Annotated in this window: 16 protein-coding genes; 1 reads left to right on the top strand and 15 read right to left on the bottom strand. The window is 67.3% G+C overall.

Annotation, left to right across the window (positions count from 1 at the left end; genetic code table 11):
- The first annotated feature begins 26 nt into the window (after positions 1 to 26).
- Positions 27 to 845, top strand: a complete 819-nt coding sequence (locus tag ACGLHS_RS27525) for a hypothetical protein (RefSeq protein ID WP_394484978.1) — start codon at positions 27 to 29, stop codon at positions 843 to 845.
- A gap of 51 nt (positions 846 to 896) precedes the next feature.
- Here ACGLHS_RS27525 and ACGLHS_RS27520 read toward each other — a convergent pair whose 3' ends face one another.
- The 15 genes from ACGLHS_RS27520 to hpaR are packed head-to-tail and all read right to left on the bottom strand — an operon-like array spanning position 897 to position 13,587.
- Complete coding sequence (locus tag ACGLHS_RS27520; protein ID WP_394484976.1) at positions 897 to 1,874, bottom strand: 2-dehydropantoate 2-reductase; 978 nt, start codon at positions 1,872 to 1,874, stop codon at positions 897 to 899.
- Positions 1,875 to 1,887: 13 nt separating this feature from the next.
- Entirely contained in the window at positions 1,888 to 2,685 is a 798-nt protein-coding gene (locus tag ACGLHS_RS27515) for a class II aldolase/adducin family protein (RefSeq protein ID WP_394484974.1), read from the bottom strand.
- Positions 2,686 to 2,707: 22 nt separating this feature from the next.
- The gene (locus ACGLHS_RS27510) at positions 2,708 to 3,709 is read right to left on the bottom strand and encodes a Bug family tripartite tricarboxylate transporter substrate binding protein (RefSeq protein ID WP_394484972.1); all 1,002 of its coding nucleotides are present in this window, start codon (positions 3,707 to 3,709) and stop codon (positions 2,708 to 2,710) included.
- A 38-nt stretch (positions 3,710 to 3,747) separates the two neighbouring features.
- A complete protein-coding gene (gene ilvD, locus ACGLHS_RS27505; RefSeq protein WP_394484969.1) occupies positions 3,748 to 5,484 on the bottom strand; it encodes a dihydroxy-acid dehydratase in 1,737 nt (578 codons plus the stop codon).
- A gap of 37 nt (positions 5,485 to 5,521) precedes the next feature.
- Positions 5,522 to 5,992 carry a nuclear transport factor 2 family protein gene (locus ACGLHS_RS27500; RefSeq protein ID WP_394484967.1) on the bottom strand — a complete coding sequence of 157 codons (471 nt, stop codon included), beginning with the start codon at positions 5,990 to 5,992 and terminating at the stop codon, positions 5,522 to 5,524.
- Positions 5,993 to 6,017: 25 nt separating this feature from the next.
- The gene (gene hpaI, locus ACGLHS_RS27495; protein ID WP_394484966.1) at positions 6,018 to 6,839 is read right to left on the bottom strand and encodes a 4-hydroxy-2-oxoheptanedioate aldolase; all 822 of its coding nucleotides are present in this window, start codon (positions 6,837 to 6,839) and stop codon (positions 6,018 to 6,020) included.
- 11 nt (positions 6,840 to 6,850) lie between these two features.
- Complete coding sequence (hpaH, locus tag ACGLHS_RS27490; protein WP_093247058.1) at positions 6,851 to 7,654, bottom strand: 2-oxo-hept-4-ene-1,7-dioate hydratase; 804 nt, start codon at positions 7,652 to 7,654, stop codon at positions 6,851 to 6,853.
- 15 nt (positions 7,655 to 7,669) lie between these two features.
- Complete coding sequence (locus ACGLHS_RS27485; RefSeq protein WP_394484964.1) at positions 7,670 to 8,077, bottom strand: 5-carboxymethyl-2-hydroxymuconate Delta-isomerase; 408 nt, start codon at positions 8,075 to 8,077, stop codon at positions 7,670 to 7,672.
- Between the two features lie 22 nt (positions 8,078 to 8,099).
- Positions 8,100 to 8,927, bottom strand: a complete 828-nt coding sequence (locus ACGLHS_RS27480; protein ID WP_394484962.1) for an extradiol ring-cleavage dioxygenase — start codon at positions 8,925 to 8,927, stop codon at positions 8,100 to 8,102.
- Complete coding sequence (locus ACGLHS_RS27475) at positions 8,924 to 9,259, bottom strand: aromatic ring-opening dioxygenase subunit LigA (RefSeq protein ID WP_394484960.1); 336 nt, start codon at positions 9,257 to 9,259, stop codon at positions 8,924 to 8,926. The genes ACGLHS_RS27480 and ACGLHS_RS27475 overlap by 4 nt, the downstream gene beginning before the upstream one ends.
- 3 nt (positions 9,260 to 9,262) lie before the next feature.
- The gene (locus tag ACGLHS_RS27470; protein WP_394485116.1) at positions 9,263 to 10,237 is read right to left on the bottom strand and encodes a tripartite tricarboxylate transporter substrate binding protein; all 975 of its coding nucleotides are present in this window, start codon (positions 10,235 to 10,237) and stop codon (positions 9,263 to 9,265) included.
- A gap of 32 nt (positions 10,238 to 10,269) precedes the next feature.
- Positions 10,270 to 11,733 (bottom strand): 5-carboxymethyl-2-hydroxymuconate semialdehyde dehydrogenase, encoded by a 1,464-nt coding sequence (gene hpaE, locus ACGLHS_RS27465; protein WP_394484958.1) that lies wholly within the window; start codon positions 11,731 to 11,733, stop codon positions 10,270 to 10,272.
- Positions 11,730 to 12,512: a fumarylacetoacetate hydrolase family protein gene (locus ACGLHS_RS27460; protein WP_394484956.1), complete on the bottom strand. Its 783-nt coding sequence runs from the start codon at positions 12,510 to 12,512 to the stop codon at positions 11,730 to 11,732. Before ACGLHS_RS27460 ends, hpaE begins: the two co-directional genes overlap by 4 nt.
- Positions 12,509 to 13,156, bottom strand: coding sequence for a fumarylacetoacetate hydrolase family protein (locus ACGLHS_RS27455; RefSeq protein ID WP_394484954.1), 648 nt, complete (start codon positions 13,154 to 13,156; stop codon positions 12,509 to 12,511). The genes ACGLHS_RS27460 and ACGLHS_RS27455 overlap by 4 nt, the downstream gene beginning before the upstream one ends.
- Positions 13,153 to 13,587: a homoprotocatechuate degradation operon regulator HpaR gene (gene hpaR, locus ACGLHS_RS27450; protein ID WP_093247051.1), complete on the bottom strand. Its 435-nt coding sequence runs from the start codon at positions 13,585 to 13,587 to the stop codon at positions 13,153 to 13,155. The genes ACGLHS_RS27455 and hpaR overlap by 4 nt, the downstream gene beginning before the upstream one ends.
- Between the last annotated feature and the right edge of the window lie 52 nt (positions 13,588 to 13,639).

Genomic DNA, 13,639 nt, shown 5'->3' with positions numbered 1-13,639 from the left:
TCCCGGCCGGAGGAAGAACTGTTCACATGATCCTGAAAAAACGACCACACGCCGCTCTCCCATGCGGCATCGCACTGGCCATCCTTGGCTTCTCGGCGCACGCCGCCGAGCTCGAGGTGCCGGCCCCGGCGGCCGAACCCCCGGCAGTTGCCGCAGACACGCCGGCTCCGCCTGTCGAGGCAACGACAGCAGCGCCAGCACCACAACAATCCACGACGCGCGTGCGCTTCGGCCGGGGCTTCTACAAGCCCGGCATCGAACGGCTTCGTGTGGTCCGGCGCGAAGACACGGGCAACTACATCGCGGGGCAGATCGCGCTGAACGTGGCCACGACCTTGATCGCGGGCAGGCTGTCCGTCGGCGCACAGGGCTTTTCGAAAGACGACCTGGGCGGCACGACGCCGGAAGAACTCAAGGACGATCCGCTGGCCGTCAATCCGGCCATGAGCGAGCTGAACGATGCCTTGAGCAAGGTCGCGACCGACATCTACCGCAAGCGCGCCGAAGCCGCGTATGCGACGGCCCTGACGGACGGCTCCACGCCCGAGGAAATCGAAGAGGCGCGGCAGGTCCAGAAAGAGGCCGACACGCCGCTGCTCCCGGGGCCGTGGCACCTGGTCTACGAAAACCTCACGGGAACCGATGAGCTGTTCCGCCTGAAGTTCGGCGCCGAACTCGGCCGCGCGGGCTTCATGCGCCCGCCGTTCGCGTGCCTCTATCAATCGGAGCCCATCGCCTGGACGCAATGGAAAGCCGACAACTGGCAGCTGCTGCGTGAGGAACGCGCGAAGGCCGTGGCCAGTTGCACCGAGACGCTCGCGGCGACGCCCGAAAAGCGCTGGTGACCGATGAGCGCGGGCGCCGCCTGGCGCGCGCCCTCGCAGGTCGGGTCTCGCTCAGTAAAGCCCGAGCTGCCGCGTGCGCAGCCGCGCCAGCCCCAGCAGCGCATCCGTGAACGGCGTGGCCACGCCCGTCAGTTCGCCGAGCTCGCGCACCACCGTCACCAGCGCATCGAGTTCCACCGAGCGTCCGGCTTCCACGTCCTGCAGCATCGAGGTCTTGAACGCGCCGAGCTTCTTCGTGATCGCATGCCGGTCTTCGGGGCTCTGCGTGATCTCGATGCCGATGCGCCGGCCGATTTCCTTGGCTTCGAGCATCACGGCCGAGATGAAGCCGCGCACGTAGTCGTCGCCCATGATCAGGTCGGTGGTGCAGCCCGTGAGCGCGCTGATCGGGTTCACCGTCATGTTGCCCCACAGCTTGAACCACACGTCCTTCTGGATCTGCGGCGACAGCGTGGTGTCGATGCCGGTGCTCTTGAGCAGGTCGACCAGCTTCTGCACGCGCGGCGTGGCCTCGCCCGAAGGCTCGCCCACGATCAGCCCGTTGCCGAAGTGATGGCGCACCACGCCGGGCCCGTCGAGCGAGCAGCTGGCGTGCACCACGCAGCCGATCACGTTGCGGGCCGGAATGGCCTTGGCAATGGCGCCTTCGGGGTCGACGGCCGCGAGCCGGTGGCCTGTGATCTCGCCGCCGAAGCCGCCTTCGAGAAACCACCACGGCACGCCGTTCATCGCGACCAGCACCAGGGTGTCGGGTCCGATCAGCGGCCCGATGCGTTCGGCCACGCCGGCCAGCGCGGGCGCCTTCACGGCGATTACCACCAGGTCCTGCACGCCGAGCGCTTCGGGGTCGGCCACTGCGTTGACCGGCACGCGCGTGCGAATGTCGCCGCGCATCAGCGAGAGGCCGTCGCGTTGCAGCGCGTCGAGCGTGGCGCCGCGCGCCACCACGTTGAGCCGCTGGCCTGCCTGCGCCAGGCCCACGCCGATCCAGCCGCCGATGGCGCCTGCGCCGTAAATACAAATCTTCATGGGAAAAGTCGCCTCAGTTTCTGTAGCTCGGGTCGATGCGGTCCACCTGCCGCACCAGCGCATTGAACACGTCCTGTCCGGCGCCGTGCTCGGGGCTGAACTGCAGCGCATCGCGCGTGCAGCGGCGCGCGATGTCTTCGCTCACCGGCAGAACGGTTGCACCCATCGAGAAGGTCGCCATCTGGATCTCGCAGGCGCGCTGCAGCGTCCAGAGGATCGCGAAGGTCTGCGGCAGCGTCTGGCCCCAGGCCAGCAGGCCGTGGTTGCGTAGGATCACCGCGTTGCGGTTGCCGATGCTCTTGAGCAGGCGCGGGCCTTCGTCGGCATGGATCGTGATGCCCTCGAAGTCGTGGTACGCCACCATGTCGTGCAGCTGCGCGGTATAGAAGTTGGTCTGCTGCAGCCCTTCTTTCAGGCAGGCCACGGCGACGCCGGCCGTGGTGTGCGTGTGCATCACGCAGTGCGCGCCGGCCAGGCCATCGTGGATGGCCGCATGCACCACGAAGCCGGCCGGGTTCACCTTGTGCGTGGACCCGTCGAGCACATTGCCGTGCAGGTCGATCTTCACGAGGTTGCTGGCCGTGACCTCGCTGTAGTGCAGGCCGAAGGGGTTGATGAGGAACTGCTTCTCGCCACCCGTCACGCTGTCGGGCAGCCGCACCGTGATGTGGTTGTAGATCATCTCGACCCAGCCGAGCATCGCGAACACGCGGTAGCAGGCCGCAAGCTCTTCGCGCGCGGCGCGTTCGTCCGGATGCAGGTTGGGATGGACCAGCGAAGAGGCGGCTGGCGCGGCGGTGGCGGTGTTCATGGGCGGTTCCTTTCCGGGGTTGTCAGGCGTCTGCGGTGAAGCCGATCTTCTTGACGATCGGCCCCCACATCGCGGTGTCTTTCTTGAGCAGTTCGGCCAGTTCGGCGGGCGAGGACGACATCGCTTCCAGGCCGATGCCGGCAAGCCCTTCGACCACGTCCTTCGACGCGATGGCCTGCTTCATGGCGGCGTTCAGCCGTGCCACCACTTCGGGCGAGGCCTTGGCGGGCAGGAAGAAGCCGAACCATTCGCTGAAGGCCATGTCTTTCAGGCCTTGTTCGACCAGCGTCGGCACCTCGGGCGCAAAGCGGCTGCGCTTGGTGCCCGACGTGCCGAGGATGCGCACCTTGCCGCTGGCCAGGTGCTGCGTGATGTCGCCGATGGGGCCGGACACGGCCGACACGCTGCCGCCCAGCAGGTCGAGCATGGCCGGCTGCGTGCCGCGATAGGCCACGTGCTGCAGCGTGATGTCGGCGTTCTTGGCGAGCAGCGCGCCGATGAAGTGCGGCGTGGAGCCCGCGGCCGGCGAGCCGAAGTTGGCGCCCGCCGGATTGGCCTTGGCCCAGGCCAGGAACTCGGGCACCGTCTTCACGCTGGCCGGCACGGCCGGGCCGACCGCGAAGCCGAAGTCGAACACGCAGGCCAGCGAGACCGGCGCCAGGTCGGCCACCGGGTCGTACGGCAGCTTCTTGTAGATGTGCGGGTAGATCGTGAGCATCGAGGTCGGCGTCTGCAGCATGGTCGAACCATCGGCAGGCTGGCCCTTCACGAACGAGATGGCGATCTGCCCGCCCGCGCCGGTGCGGTTCTCGACCACCACCGAACTCGTGGCGTAGCCGGGGCTGAGCTTGGTGGCGACGCGGCGGCAGGTCACGTCGGACGTGCCGCCGGCCGAGAAGCCCGTGATGATGCGTGCGGTGTCCAACTGCGGCGGATGGGCCTGTGCAAAGGCTTGCTGGCCGATGCTGGCAAGCAGCGCGGATGCGCTGGTGGTCTGAAGAAGCTGGCGGCGTGAAATCGGCATGGTCGGTTGTCTCCGGTTTGTTGTCGTGCTGCAGAACTTCAGGACTCGTCGCGCAGCCACGTGACCGCGCCCGAATGGGTCACGGCGCCCTGGTGGGCCGGGCGCACGGTGAGTGCATATTTTTCGAGCACGCCGCCCCGGGCGATGCCTGCGTGGGTTGCGCGGCCGGCCAGCCGCGTGGCGATCTCTTCGGCGCCCAGTTCGACCGAGATCGAACGTGTCTCGGCCCGCGCGTCGATGGCGATGATGTCGCCGTCGCGCAGCGCCGCAATCGGCCCGCCATCGGCAGCCTCGGGCCCCGCATAGCCGATGCACAGGCCGCGCGTGGCGCCCGAGAAGCGCCCGTCGGTCAGCAGCGCGACCTTGTCGCCCATGCCCTGGCCGTAGAGCAGGGCGGTGATGCCCAGCATCTCGCGCATGCCGGGGCTGCCCTTGGGGCCTTCGTTGCGAATCACGATCACGTCGCCCGCTTCATAGTGGCGGTTCTGCACGGCGGTCTGTGCTTCTTCTTCCGAGTTGAAGACACGCGCCGGGCCGCGAAACACCAGGCCCTTCAGGCCCGCCGTCTTGAGCAGCGCGCCATCGGGGCAGAGGTTGCCCTTGAGCACCGCGAGGCCGCCGTCGCGCGTGATCGGATTGCCGGCCTCGCGCACCACGCGGCCATCGGGCGCGAGCGCGCCAGCCAGCTCTTCGGCCATCGTGCGGCCGGTGAAGGTGAGCACGTCGCCATGCAGGAAGCCCTGCTCCAGCAGCGTGCGCAGGATGACGCCTGCGCCGCCGATGTAGAACACGTCGCGCGCCAGGTACTGGCCACCGGGGCGCAGGTCGGCGATGAGTGGCGTGCGCGCGAAGACCTCGGCCACGTCGTCCAGATGAAACTTGATGCCCGCTTCGTGCGCAATCGCCGGCAGGTGCAGCGCGGCGTTGGTCGAACCGCCCGTGGCCGACACCACCGCGCAGGCGTTTTCGAGCGCCTTGCGCGTGACGATGTCGCGCGGCAGCGGGCTGTCACCCATCACCGCCTTCATGAGGTTCTTCGCGGCGCGGCGCATCAGCGGCGCGCGTTCGCTGAACACGGCAGGCACCATGCTCGAGCCGATGGGCGCCAGGCCCAGCGCCTCGGACACCATGCCCATCGTGTTGGCCGTGAACTGCCCCGCGCACGCACCGGCCGTGGGCAGGCAGGCGCGGCTCATCGCGTCGAGTTCGTCGTGCGTGGCGGTGCCGGCCAGCACCTTGCCGATGGTCTCGTAGGTGTCGACCACGTTCAGGTCGCGGCCGTCCGGCCCCGGCATCTGGCCCGGCAACGCCGAGCCGCCGTGCACGAACACGCTGGGCACATTGCAGCGCACCATGCCCATCATCAGGCCCGGCAGGTTCTTGTCGCAGGCGCCGATGGCGAAGATGCCGTCCCACTGGTGGCCGCGCGTGGAGGCTTCCACGCTGTCGGCGATCAGCTCGCGCGAGACCAGCGAGAAGCGCATGCCCGAATGCGCCATCGTCAACCCGTCGCTGATCGACACCACCGGGCACTCGTGCGGCGTGCCGCCGCCGGCATAGATGCCGGTCTTGGCATGCTGCGCCTGCTCGCGCAGGTTGAGGTTGCACGGGCTCATCTCGCCGCCGGTGTGAAACACGCCGATGTGCGGGCGCGCGATGTCCTCGTCGTCCTGCCCCAGCGCATGCAGGAAGCTGCGCGTGGTCGCGCGGATCGTGCCTTCGCGGATGGTGGCGGAGCGAAAGCGCTTGGGCGTCGGATCGGTGGGCGTGGTCATTCGGCTGGCTGGCGTTGGCTGGCTGGGTTTCAGGCGGTCAGAACATGCCGTTCTTGTTGGCGGCGGTTTCGGGAACGGGCTGCACCACGTCCCAGTGCTCGACGATCTTGCCGTTCTCGAGCTTGAAGATGTCGACGATGGCGCTGCCGCGCGTGCCCGGCTCGCGCACCGCATTCACATGCAGGATCACGTAGTCGCCATCGACGAAGCTGCGCTTGATGTCGCTGTGCGATTTCGGAAACTTCTCGCGCAGGAAGGCGACGAACTTGCGAAAGCCTTCGGGGCCATCGGCCGCCGTGGGGTTGTGCTGCACGTAGCGGTTGCCCACGTACTGCAGGGCCGCGTCGGCGTCCTTCTGGTTCAGGCCCTTCTCGTAGAAGGCGAGCACGGTCTGGCGGTTGGCTTCCTGCTGCGAGGTGGTGCCTTGCGTGGCGCCGCCCATGGGAGCGCAGGCTGCGAGGAACAGGGTGGCGGTGGCGGCGATGGCCGTCCAGGTGATGCGTTGCATTGGATAACTCCCTTGGTTGAAAAGATCAGTAGCCGTTGACAGCGTCGGTCTTCGCCGAGTTCCTGTACTTCGCCAGCAGCTGCTTGGCCGCCGCCGCGAGCACGATGGTGTCCACGCCCACCGCCACGAACAGCGCGCCGGCCGCGAGCCATTTGCGCGCCTGTTCCTCGGTGGTCGAGAGAATGCCCGGCGCCTTGCCGGCCTTCAGGATGCGCGCGATGGCATCGGCGATCACGGCCTGCACCTCGGGGTGGTTGGGTTGGCCCACGAAGCCCATCGAGGCCGACAGGTCGGCCGGCCCGATGAACACGCCGTCCACGCCCGGCGTGGCCGCGATGGCGTCGAGGTTCTTCATGGCCTCCACCGTCTCGGCCTGCACCAGCAGGCAGGTCTGCGCGTTGGCTACGTGCAGGTAGTTGGGGTAGGCCTGCCAGCGCGAGGCGCGCGCCAGCGCACTGCCCATGCCGCGAATGCCTTCGGGCGGATAGCGCATGCCCTGCACCAGCCGCGCCGCCTGCTCGGCGGTGTCGACCATCGGCACCAGCAGCGTCTGCGCGCCGATGTCCAGGTATTGCTTGATGAGCGTGGTGTCGCCGGTCGGGATGCGCACGATCGGGTGCGAACGCTCGGCCTCGGGCTGCGCCGACCACGCGCTCGAGATGCCCTGCAGTTGCGCGAGCACCGAGCGCACGTCGTTCGGCGCGTGCTCGCCGTCGACCAGCAGCCAGTCGTAGCCGGTGCCGGCCAGGATCTCGGCCGCATAGCCGTCGGCCAGGCCGACCCAGAGGCCGATCTGCGGCTTGCCGGCCTGCAGGGCCTGCTTGAAGGTGTTGGTGGGTGTTTGCATGAAGATGGCTTTCAGACGAAGCGGAAGGCGATGGCGCCCAGCGGGCCGTAGTCGGCGTGGAAGGTGTCGCCCGGCACGGCGGTGGTGGGCCGCGTGAACGAGCCGCCCAGCACCACTTCGCCGGCTTCCAGGTATTCGTCCCACGGTGCGAGCTTGTTCGCAAGCCAGGCCACGCCGGTGGCGGGGTGATTGAGCACGGCGGCGGCCACGCCCGACTCTTCGATCACGCCGTTCTTGTAGAGCAGCGCGCTCACCCAGCGCAGGTCGACCGCGTCGGGCTTCACCGGCCGGCCGCCGAGCACGATGCCCGCATTGGCCGCGTTGTCGGCGATGGTGTCGAACACCTTGCGCGGCGCCTTGGTGTGGCGGTCGAACTGCTCGATGCGCGCGTCGATGATCTCGATGGCGGGCACCACGTAGTCGGTGGCCGCGAGCACGTCGAAGATGGTCACGTTCGGGCCCTGCAGCTTCTTGCCGAGGATGAAGGCCAGCTCGACTTCGACGCGCGGTGCGATGAAGCGCTTGAACGGGATGTCGCCGCCCTGATCGAAGAACATGTCGTCCAGCAGCGTGCCGTAGTCGGGTTCGTCGATCTGGCTGGACTGCTGCATGGCGCGCGACGTGAGGCCGATCTTGTGGCCCTTCACGATGCGGCCTTCGGCGATCTTGTTCTTCACCCACTCGCGCGAGATGGCGTAGCCATCTTCGATGGTCATCTCGGGAAAGCGCTTGGAGAAATGCTCGACCTGCACGCGCGACTTTTCGCTCTCGTGCAGTTCGGCGGCCAGTTGGGCGATGGTGGCTTTGGACAGCATGGCGACTCGCTTCTTCTATGACTTGTTGAACAGGGGATGCAGGTTGCTGTGCTTGCCGTCGTACACCTGCCCGGGGCTTTCGTCGATCTGCAGCGTGATGCCGATGTGGCGCTTGTCGAAGATGGACGAGAAATGTGCGCGCACGTCGGCCAGCAGTTCGTCGCCGGCCTTCTTCTTCACTGCCTCCGAGCGGCCCGCGGCCATGCGGATGTTGAGGTACACGAAGGCGTAGTCGGCCTTGCCGTCGGCCACCGCGTAGTGCGCGGCGGGGTAGGCCAGCACGCGCGTGCCGCCGATCGGGAACACCGGCTTGTCGGCCTCGTCGCGCTGCTGGAGCATGGTGTCGGCCAGCGTGCGGCACAGGGCCGACATGTCGGTCTCGGCCTCGATGTTGGGCGTGTACAGGATCACCAGGTGCGGCATGTCGTGGCTCCGTTGTTCTTCTTCATGCCACCGACATCACGGCGGCCGTGCAGGTCACCGCGAAGATCGGAATGGCCTTCATGTGGAAGATCTCGCCCTTGCCGCGCGCGGCGGCGGCCACGCTCAGGAAGGTGCGAATCTCGAAGCCGCCCTGGCCCGCTTCGCGGTAGGTGGCCTCGTCGTTGTAGTCGGCCTGCGAGAGCAGCGCCTCGCGGTCGTTGGCGCACCAGCGGCGCATGAACTCGGCGTCCCACTCTGCATTGACCTTGCCCGAATCGGGCGTGGCCGGCCAGTGCGAGATGCCACCCGTGCCCACCAGCGCGATGCGCTCGGGTGCCTTGTCGCAGGCACGGCGCAGCGCTTCGCCGAAGGCCCAGGCGCGGTGCAGCGGCGTGAGCGGCGGGCCCTGGCAGTTGATGTTGACGGGGATGATCTTGGTGTCGAACTTCGGCGTGAGGAAGTTCAGCGGCACCATGATGCCGTGGTCGAACTTCCACTCTTCCGCGTAGGCCACGTCCACCGTCTGCATCACTTCGCGGATCAGGCGCTGCGACAGCGCGGCGTCGCCCGGGATGGTGTGCTTCTCGATGCCCAGCCACTTCGGGTCTTCGATCGGGCCTTCGTAGCTGTCGGCCATGCCGATGGCATAGGCCGGCATGTTGTTCATGAAGAAGTTCGCGAAGTGCTCGGCCGCGATGACGATCACCGCGTCGGGCTTCGTGGCGCGCATCGCCTCGCCGAAGCGATGGAACTGCGCGTGGAACTCGTCTTTCACCGCCGGGTCGGCGAGGTGCGCTCGGCCCGTGATGCCGGGGGCGTGGCTGCACACGCCTGCAAATACGAGACTCATACGCCTGCCACTTTCTCATCGGTTCCGGTTGTCATTGCGTAGATGCCGGCGCGCACCGGGCCGTACTTGCGCACGCCTTCACGCATGGCTTCGAGGTAGTCGGCCCATGCAATGCCGAGCAGCGGTGCGAAGTGCATCAGCAACTGGCCATTGCAGCCGAGCACGTAGAGCTTGCCGACGTCGCCGGTGGCGATGGCTTCACGCTCTTCGTCATTGAGGTCGTAGTCGGCAAGCAGCGCGGTGCGCGTGTCGCCACCTTCCGCATAGCGGCGCTGCACCTCCGCCTCGCGGTTGAGCGCGAACAGGAATTTCTGCATCGCATAGAGGCTCATCGGTCAGCCCTCGATCTGGATGTTGGCCTTGCGGATCACGTCGCCGTACTTCGCGATCTCGCTCTGGATGAACGCCGCGAAGCGCTCCGGCGTGCCCGACAGCGACGCGATGCCGCCCTTGTGGAAGGCATCGCTCACCACCGGCCCCGCGAGCGCGCGGTTCACCTCGGCGTTCATGCGCTGCACGATGGCGTCGGGCGTGCCGCTGGGCGCCAGCAGGCCGTTCCATGAATTGGACTCGATGGCCACGCCCTGTTCGGCCAGTGTGGGTATGGCGGGCGCGTACTGCGAGCGCTGCGCGGTCGCCATGCCCAGCGCAACGAGCTTGCCGTTCTGCACGTGGCTGCGGAACTCGGGCCAGTTGCCGAACATCATCGTCACCTGGCCGCCGAGCAGGTCGGTCAGCGCCGGGCCTTGTCCCTTGTAGGGCACGTGCACGATGTCCAGCCCCATCTGCTGCTTGAGCATTTCGCCCGACAGGTGCGCCGAGGTGCCGTTGCCGAAGGAGGCAAAGCTCAGCGTGCCCGGCTTGGCCTTGGCTGCGTTGCGCAGGTCGGCCAGCGTCTTCAGGCCGCTGTTCGGGTGCGTGGCGAGCACGTGCTCCGACATGCCCATGAGCGCGACCGGGCGCAGGTCTTTCTGCGTGTCGTAGGGCAGCTTGCGGATCAGCGTCTGGTTGGCCGTGAAGCTGTTGGCCACGCAGACGAAGGTGTAGCCGTCGGGCGCGGCCTTGGCTGCGGCATCGACGCCGATCACCGTGCCCGCGCCAGGCTTGTTGTCGATGATGACGGGCTGGCCCAGCGCCTTCGACAGTTCCACGCCGACGAGGCGTGCGACGAAGTCGGTGGTGCCGCCGGGTGTGAAGGGCACGATCACGCGGACCGGCTTGCTGGGCCATGCTGCCTGCGCGCGTGCCAGCGAGGGCAGGGCCGCGAGCGCTGCTGCGCCTTGCAGCAGCGTGCGGCGTTGTACGTTCACGCCACGGCCCGGCGTGAATTCGGGAGCGTGGCTCACGCCACGCCCCAGTGCGGAATGTGGTGCGAGCCCATCGACACCGCGATGTTCTTCGGCTCGCAGAACACTTCATAGCTCCAGGTGCCGCCTTCGCGGCCCGTGCCTGAGGCCTTGGTGCCACCGAAGGGCTGGCGCAGGTCACGCACGTTCTGGCTGTTGACGAAGCACATGCCGGCTTCCACGGCAGCGGCCACGCGGTGGGCCTTGCCGATGTTCTCGGTCCACACGTAGCTGGAGAGACCGTACTGGATGTCGTTGGCCAGGCGGATCGCATCGGCCTCGTCCTTGAACGGAATCAGGCAGGCGACGGGGCCGAAGATTTCGTCCTGCGCGATCTTCATGCGGTTGTCGACATCGGCGAACACGGTGGGCACAACGTAGTTGCCCTTCTTCACGCGATCGGGCAGGTTGGCCGGACCTTCGAGCCCGCCGCACAGCAGCGTTGCGCCTTCCTTCGGGCCCAGCTCGATGTAGCTGCGTACCTTGGCCAGGTGGGCCTGCGAGATCATGGGGCCGACGATGGTCTTCTCGTCCAGCGGGTCGCCCACGGTGATGCGCTTCGCGCGCTCCGCGAACTTCGCGGCAAAGTCGGCGTAGATCGACTGCTGCACCAGGATGCGCGAGCCGGCCGTGCAGCGCTCGCCGTTGTTGCTGAAGATCATGAACACGGCCGCGTCGAGCGCGCGGTCGAGGTCGGCGTCGTCGAAGATCACGAAGGGGCTCTTGCCGCCCAGCTCCATGCTGAACTTCTTCAGGCCCGCGCTCTTCACGATGCGGTTGCCCGTGGCGGTGGAGCCGGTGAACGAAATGGCGCGCACGTCGGGGTGGCCCACCAGCGGCTCGCCGGCCTCCTTGCCGTAGCCGTGCACCAGGTTCAGCACGCCGGGCGGAATGCCGGCCTCGAGCGCCAGCTCGCCCAGGCGCGCCGCCGTGAGCGGTGACAGCTCGCTCATCTTCAGCACGGCCGTGTTGCCGAAGGCCAGGCAGGGCGCGACCTTCCAGGTGGCCGTCATGAAGGGCACGTTCCATGGGCTGATGAGCGCGCACACGCCCACCGGATGGAACAGCGTGTAGTTCAGGTGCGTGGGCGTGGGGTAGGTGTGGCCGTCGACGCGCGTGCACATCTCGGCGAAGTAGTAGAAGTTGTCGGCCGCGCGCGGCACCAGCTGCTTGCCGGTCTGCGCGATCACCTGGCCGCAGTCGTTGGTTTCGGTCTGCGCGATCTCGGGCACGTTCGCGGCGATCAGGTCGCCGAGCTTGCGGATCAGCTTGGCGCGCTCGGGTGCGGGCATGCCGGCCCACTTGGGAAAGGCTTCCTTGGCAGCGGCCACGGCCGCGTTGACTTCGGCTTCGCCGCCCGAGGCGACTTCGGCCAGCACTTCCTGCGTGGCAGGGTTGACGGTCTCGAAGTAATCGGTGCCGGCAACGCTCTTGCCGTTGATCAGGTGATCGACTCTCATGCTTTTCCTTGGATGGTCTCGATGGTGTTCATGAGCGCGCCGATGCGCTCGATCTCGGTGACGATGACGTCGCCCGGCTTGCAATCGACCACGCCGTCCGGCGTGCCCGTGAGGATCAGGTCGCCCGGCGACAACGTCATGAAGCGGCTGAAGTACTCGATGAGGAAGGGCGCGTCGAAGATCATGTCGCGCGTGTTGCCCTGCTGCGTGACAGTGCCGTTGACGGTGGTGCGCAGCGCAAGGGCCATGGGGTCGGGCACGTCGGCCGCATCGACGAACCACGGGCCCAGCGGCGTGCAGGTGTCGCGGTTCTTCACGCGCAGGTTGGGGCGGTACCAGTTCTCCAGGTAGTCGCGGATGGCGTAGTCGTTGGCCACGGTGTAGCCGCCGATGAAGTCGTAGGCGTCGTCGCGCTTCACGTTCTTCGCGGTCTTGCCGATGACGATGGCGAGTTCGCATTCGTAATGCATGAACTGCACGTCGGCCGGGCGGTGCGTGTGCTGGCGGTGGCCTATCAGCGTGCTCTGGCCCTTGACGAAAACCAGCGGCTCTTCGGGCGCCTTGAACTCGAGTTCCTTGGCGTGGTCGGCGTAGTTCAGGCCGAGCGCGAGGATGGTGCGCGGGCGTGCCGTGGGTGCGAGCGGGGGGAGCCAGGTGAGCTGGTCCTGGAACACGATGCGGCCGTCGTCGAGGCGCACGGCTGCATCCGGGTGACCACCGAACTCATGAGCCGTGCCTGTGTATTCGCGGCCTTCGTAGATGACGCGTGCGTGCTTCATGCGGCTTCCTTCACCAGCGTGTCGACCAGTGTGTTGGTGAGGGTCTCGAAGCCCGGCGCAGAAATGTCGATGCGGTCGCCCGCGTGTGCCAACGGCCGGCCGGCGTCGCAGCCCAGCATCAGCACATCGCCGTGCGCAAGCGTCATGAAGTCGCCGACCTCGGCGAGCAGTTGCTTTGCCGGGCGCACGAGCTGCGAGAAGTCGATCGACTGCTTCAGCTCGCCGTTGACGCGCACCTCGGCGCGGAAGTTCGCGGGGTCGGCCACGTCCTGTGCGTCGCGCAGCACCGGGCCGATGCCCAGGAAGCCGTCGACGCACTTGAACTTGACCGGCGGGCGGAAGAAGCTGGCGTGCGGAATCGACAGGTCGTTCATCAGCACGAAGCCTTCGACGTCGCCCTCGGCGCCGATCACCATGCCGATGCTGGCGCCGACTTCCACCTCGGGCACGCCGGTGGGCACTGTGATGGCGCCGCCGTGCGGGCTCCAGGTGTTGGCCGTCTTCACATAGAGCACGGGCGCTTTCGGCGGTGCCTTGTAGGGCGGCTGCGTCATGTGCGGCGCGAGCGCCTCAACCTCGGCGCGGAAGTTCAGCAGGGTGCCGTACACCGTGCCAGTCGGAAGGTAATGGGGAAAGTCGCTCATGAGGGTTGTTCCAGTGCGATGAGTTCGTCGAGCAGCCCGTAGAGCTGCGTGAGCTTGGCCTTGCCCATGGACTTTTCCATCCACTCGTAGTGCGACTCGATGCTGGTCGACAGACGCTTGACCAGCTTCATGCCGTGCGGCGTGGCCTCGACCACGGTGCGGCGCTGGTCGGCCGGGTCGCGGCTGCGGGTGATGAGGTCGTCGCGCTCCATGCGCGCGAGCACGCCGGTGAGGCTGGGGCCGAGGATGAAGGCCTCGCGCGCGACGCGGCCGGTGTCGACCGCGCCGTGCTCGCCCAGCACGCGCAGCACGCGCCATTGCTGGTCGGACAGCGCGTGCTCGCGCAGGCTGGGCCGCGTGTGGGCCATCACGGCTTCGCGGGCCTGCAGCAGCAGGCGCGGCAAATTGCGGTGCGTGAAGGTGGTGCTCAAAAGCTGTGCCTCTCGAAATTACTTAACATGTTAAATGATTGGCCATTTCTTT

Source organism: Variovorax sp. VaC1 (assembly GCF_043658315.1).
GTDB lineage: Bacteria > Pseudomonadota > Gammaproteobacteria > Burkholderiales > Burkholderiaceae_C > Variovorax.
Note: the sequence above shows the minus strand (reverse complement) of the source record. Positions and strands in the feature narration are given on the sequence as shown.

Bases quoted from the DNA above. Each gene is read 5' to 3' on its own strand.
- ACGLHS_RS27460 (WP_394484956.1), bottom strand. From the start codon at position 12,512: ATGAAGCACGCACGCGTCATCTACGAAGGCCGCGAATACACAGGCACG.
- hpaH (WP_093247058.1), bottom strand. From the start codon at position 7,654: ATGCTGTCCAAAGCCACCATCGCCCAACTGGCCGCCGAACTGCACGAG.
- hpaE (WP_394484958.1), bottom strand. From the start codon at position 11,733: ATGAGAGTCGATCACCTGATCAACGGCAAGAGCGTTGCCGGCACCGAT.
- ACGLHS_RS27515 (WP_394484974.1), bottom strand. From the start codon at position 2,685: ATGAACACCGCCACCGCCGCGCCAGCCGCCTCTTCGCTGGTCCATCCC.
- ACGLHS_RS27500 (WP_394484967.1), bottom strand. From the start codon at position 5,992: ATGCAACGCATCACCTGGACGGCCATCGCCGCCACCGCCACCCTGTTC.
- ACGLHS_RS27510 (WP_394484972.1), bottom strand. From the start codon at position 3,709: ATGCCGATTTCACGCCGCCAGCTTCTTCAGACCACCAGCGCATCCGCG.
- ACGLHS_RS27525 (WP_394484978.1), top strand. From the start codon at position 27: ATGATCCTGAAAAAACGACCACACGCCGCTCTCCCATGCGGCATCGCA.
- ACGLHS_RS27480 (WP_394484962.1), bottom strand. From the start codon at position 8,927: ATGAGTCTCGTATTTGCAGGCGTGTGCAGCCACGCCCCCGGCATCACG.
- ACGLHS_RS27485 (WP_394484964.1), bottom strand. From the start codon at position 8,077: ATGCCGCACCTGGTGATCCTGTACACGCCCAACATCGAGGCCGAGACC.
- hpaI (WP_394484966.1), bottom strand. From the start codon at position 6,839: ATGCAAACACCCACCAACACCTTCAAGCAGGCCCTGCAGGCCGGCAAG.
- ilvD (WP_394484969.1), bottom strand. From the start codon at position 5,484: ATGACCACGCCCACCGATCCGACGCCCAAGCGCTTTCGCTCCGCCACC.
- ACGLHS_RS27455 (WP_394484954.1), bottom strand. From the start codon at position 13,156: ATGAGCGACTTTCCCCATTACCTTCCGACTGGCACGGTGTACGGCACC.
- ACGLHS_RS27475 (WP_394484960.1), bottom strand. From the start codon at position 9,259: ATGAGCCTCTATGCGATGCAGAAATTCCTGTTCGCGCTCAACCGCGAG.
- ACGLHS_RS27520 (WP_394484976.1), bottom strand. From the start codon at position 1,874: ATGAAGATTTGTATTTACGGCGCAGGCGCCATCGGCGGCTGGATCGGC.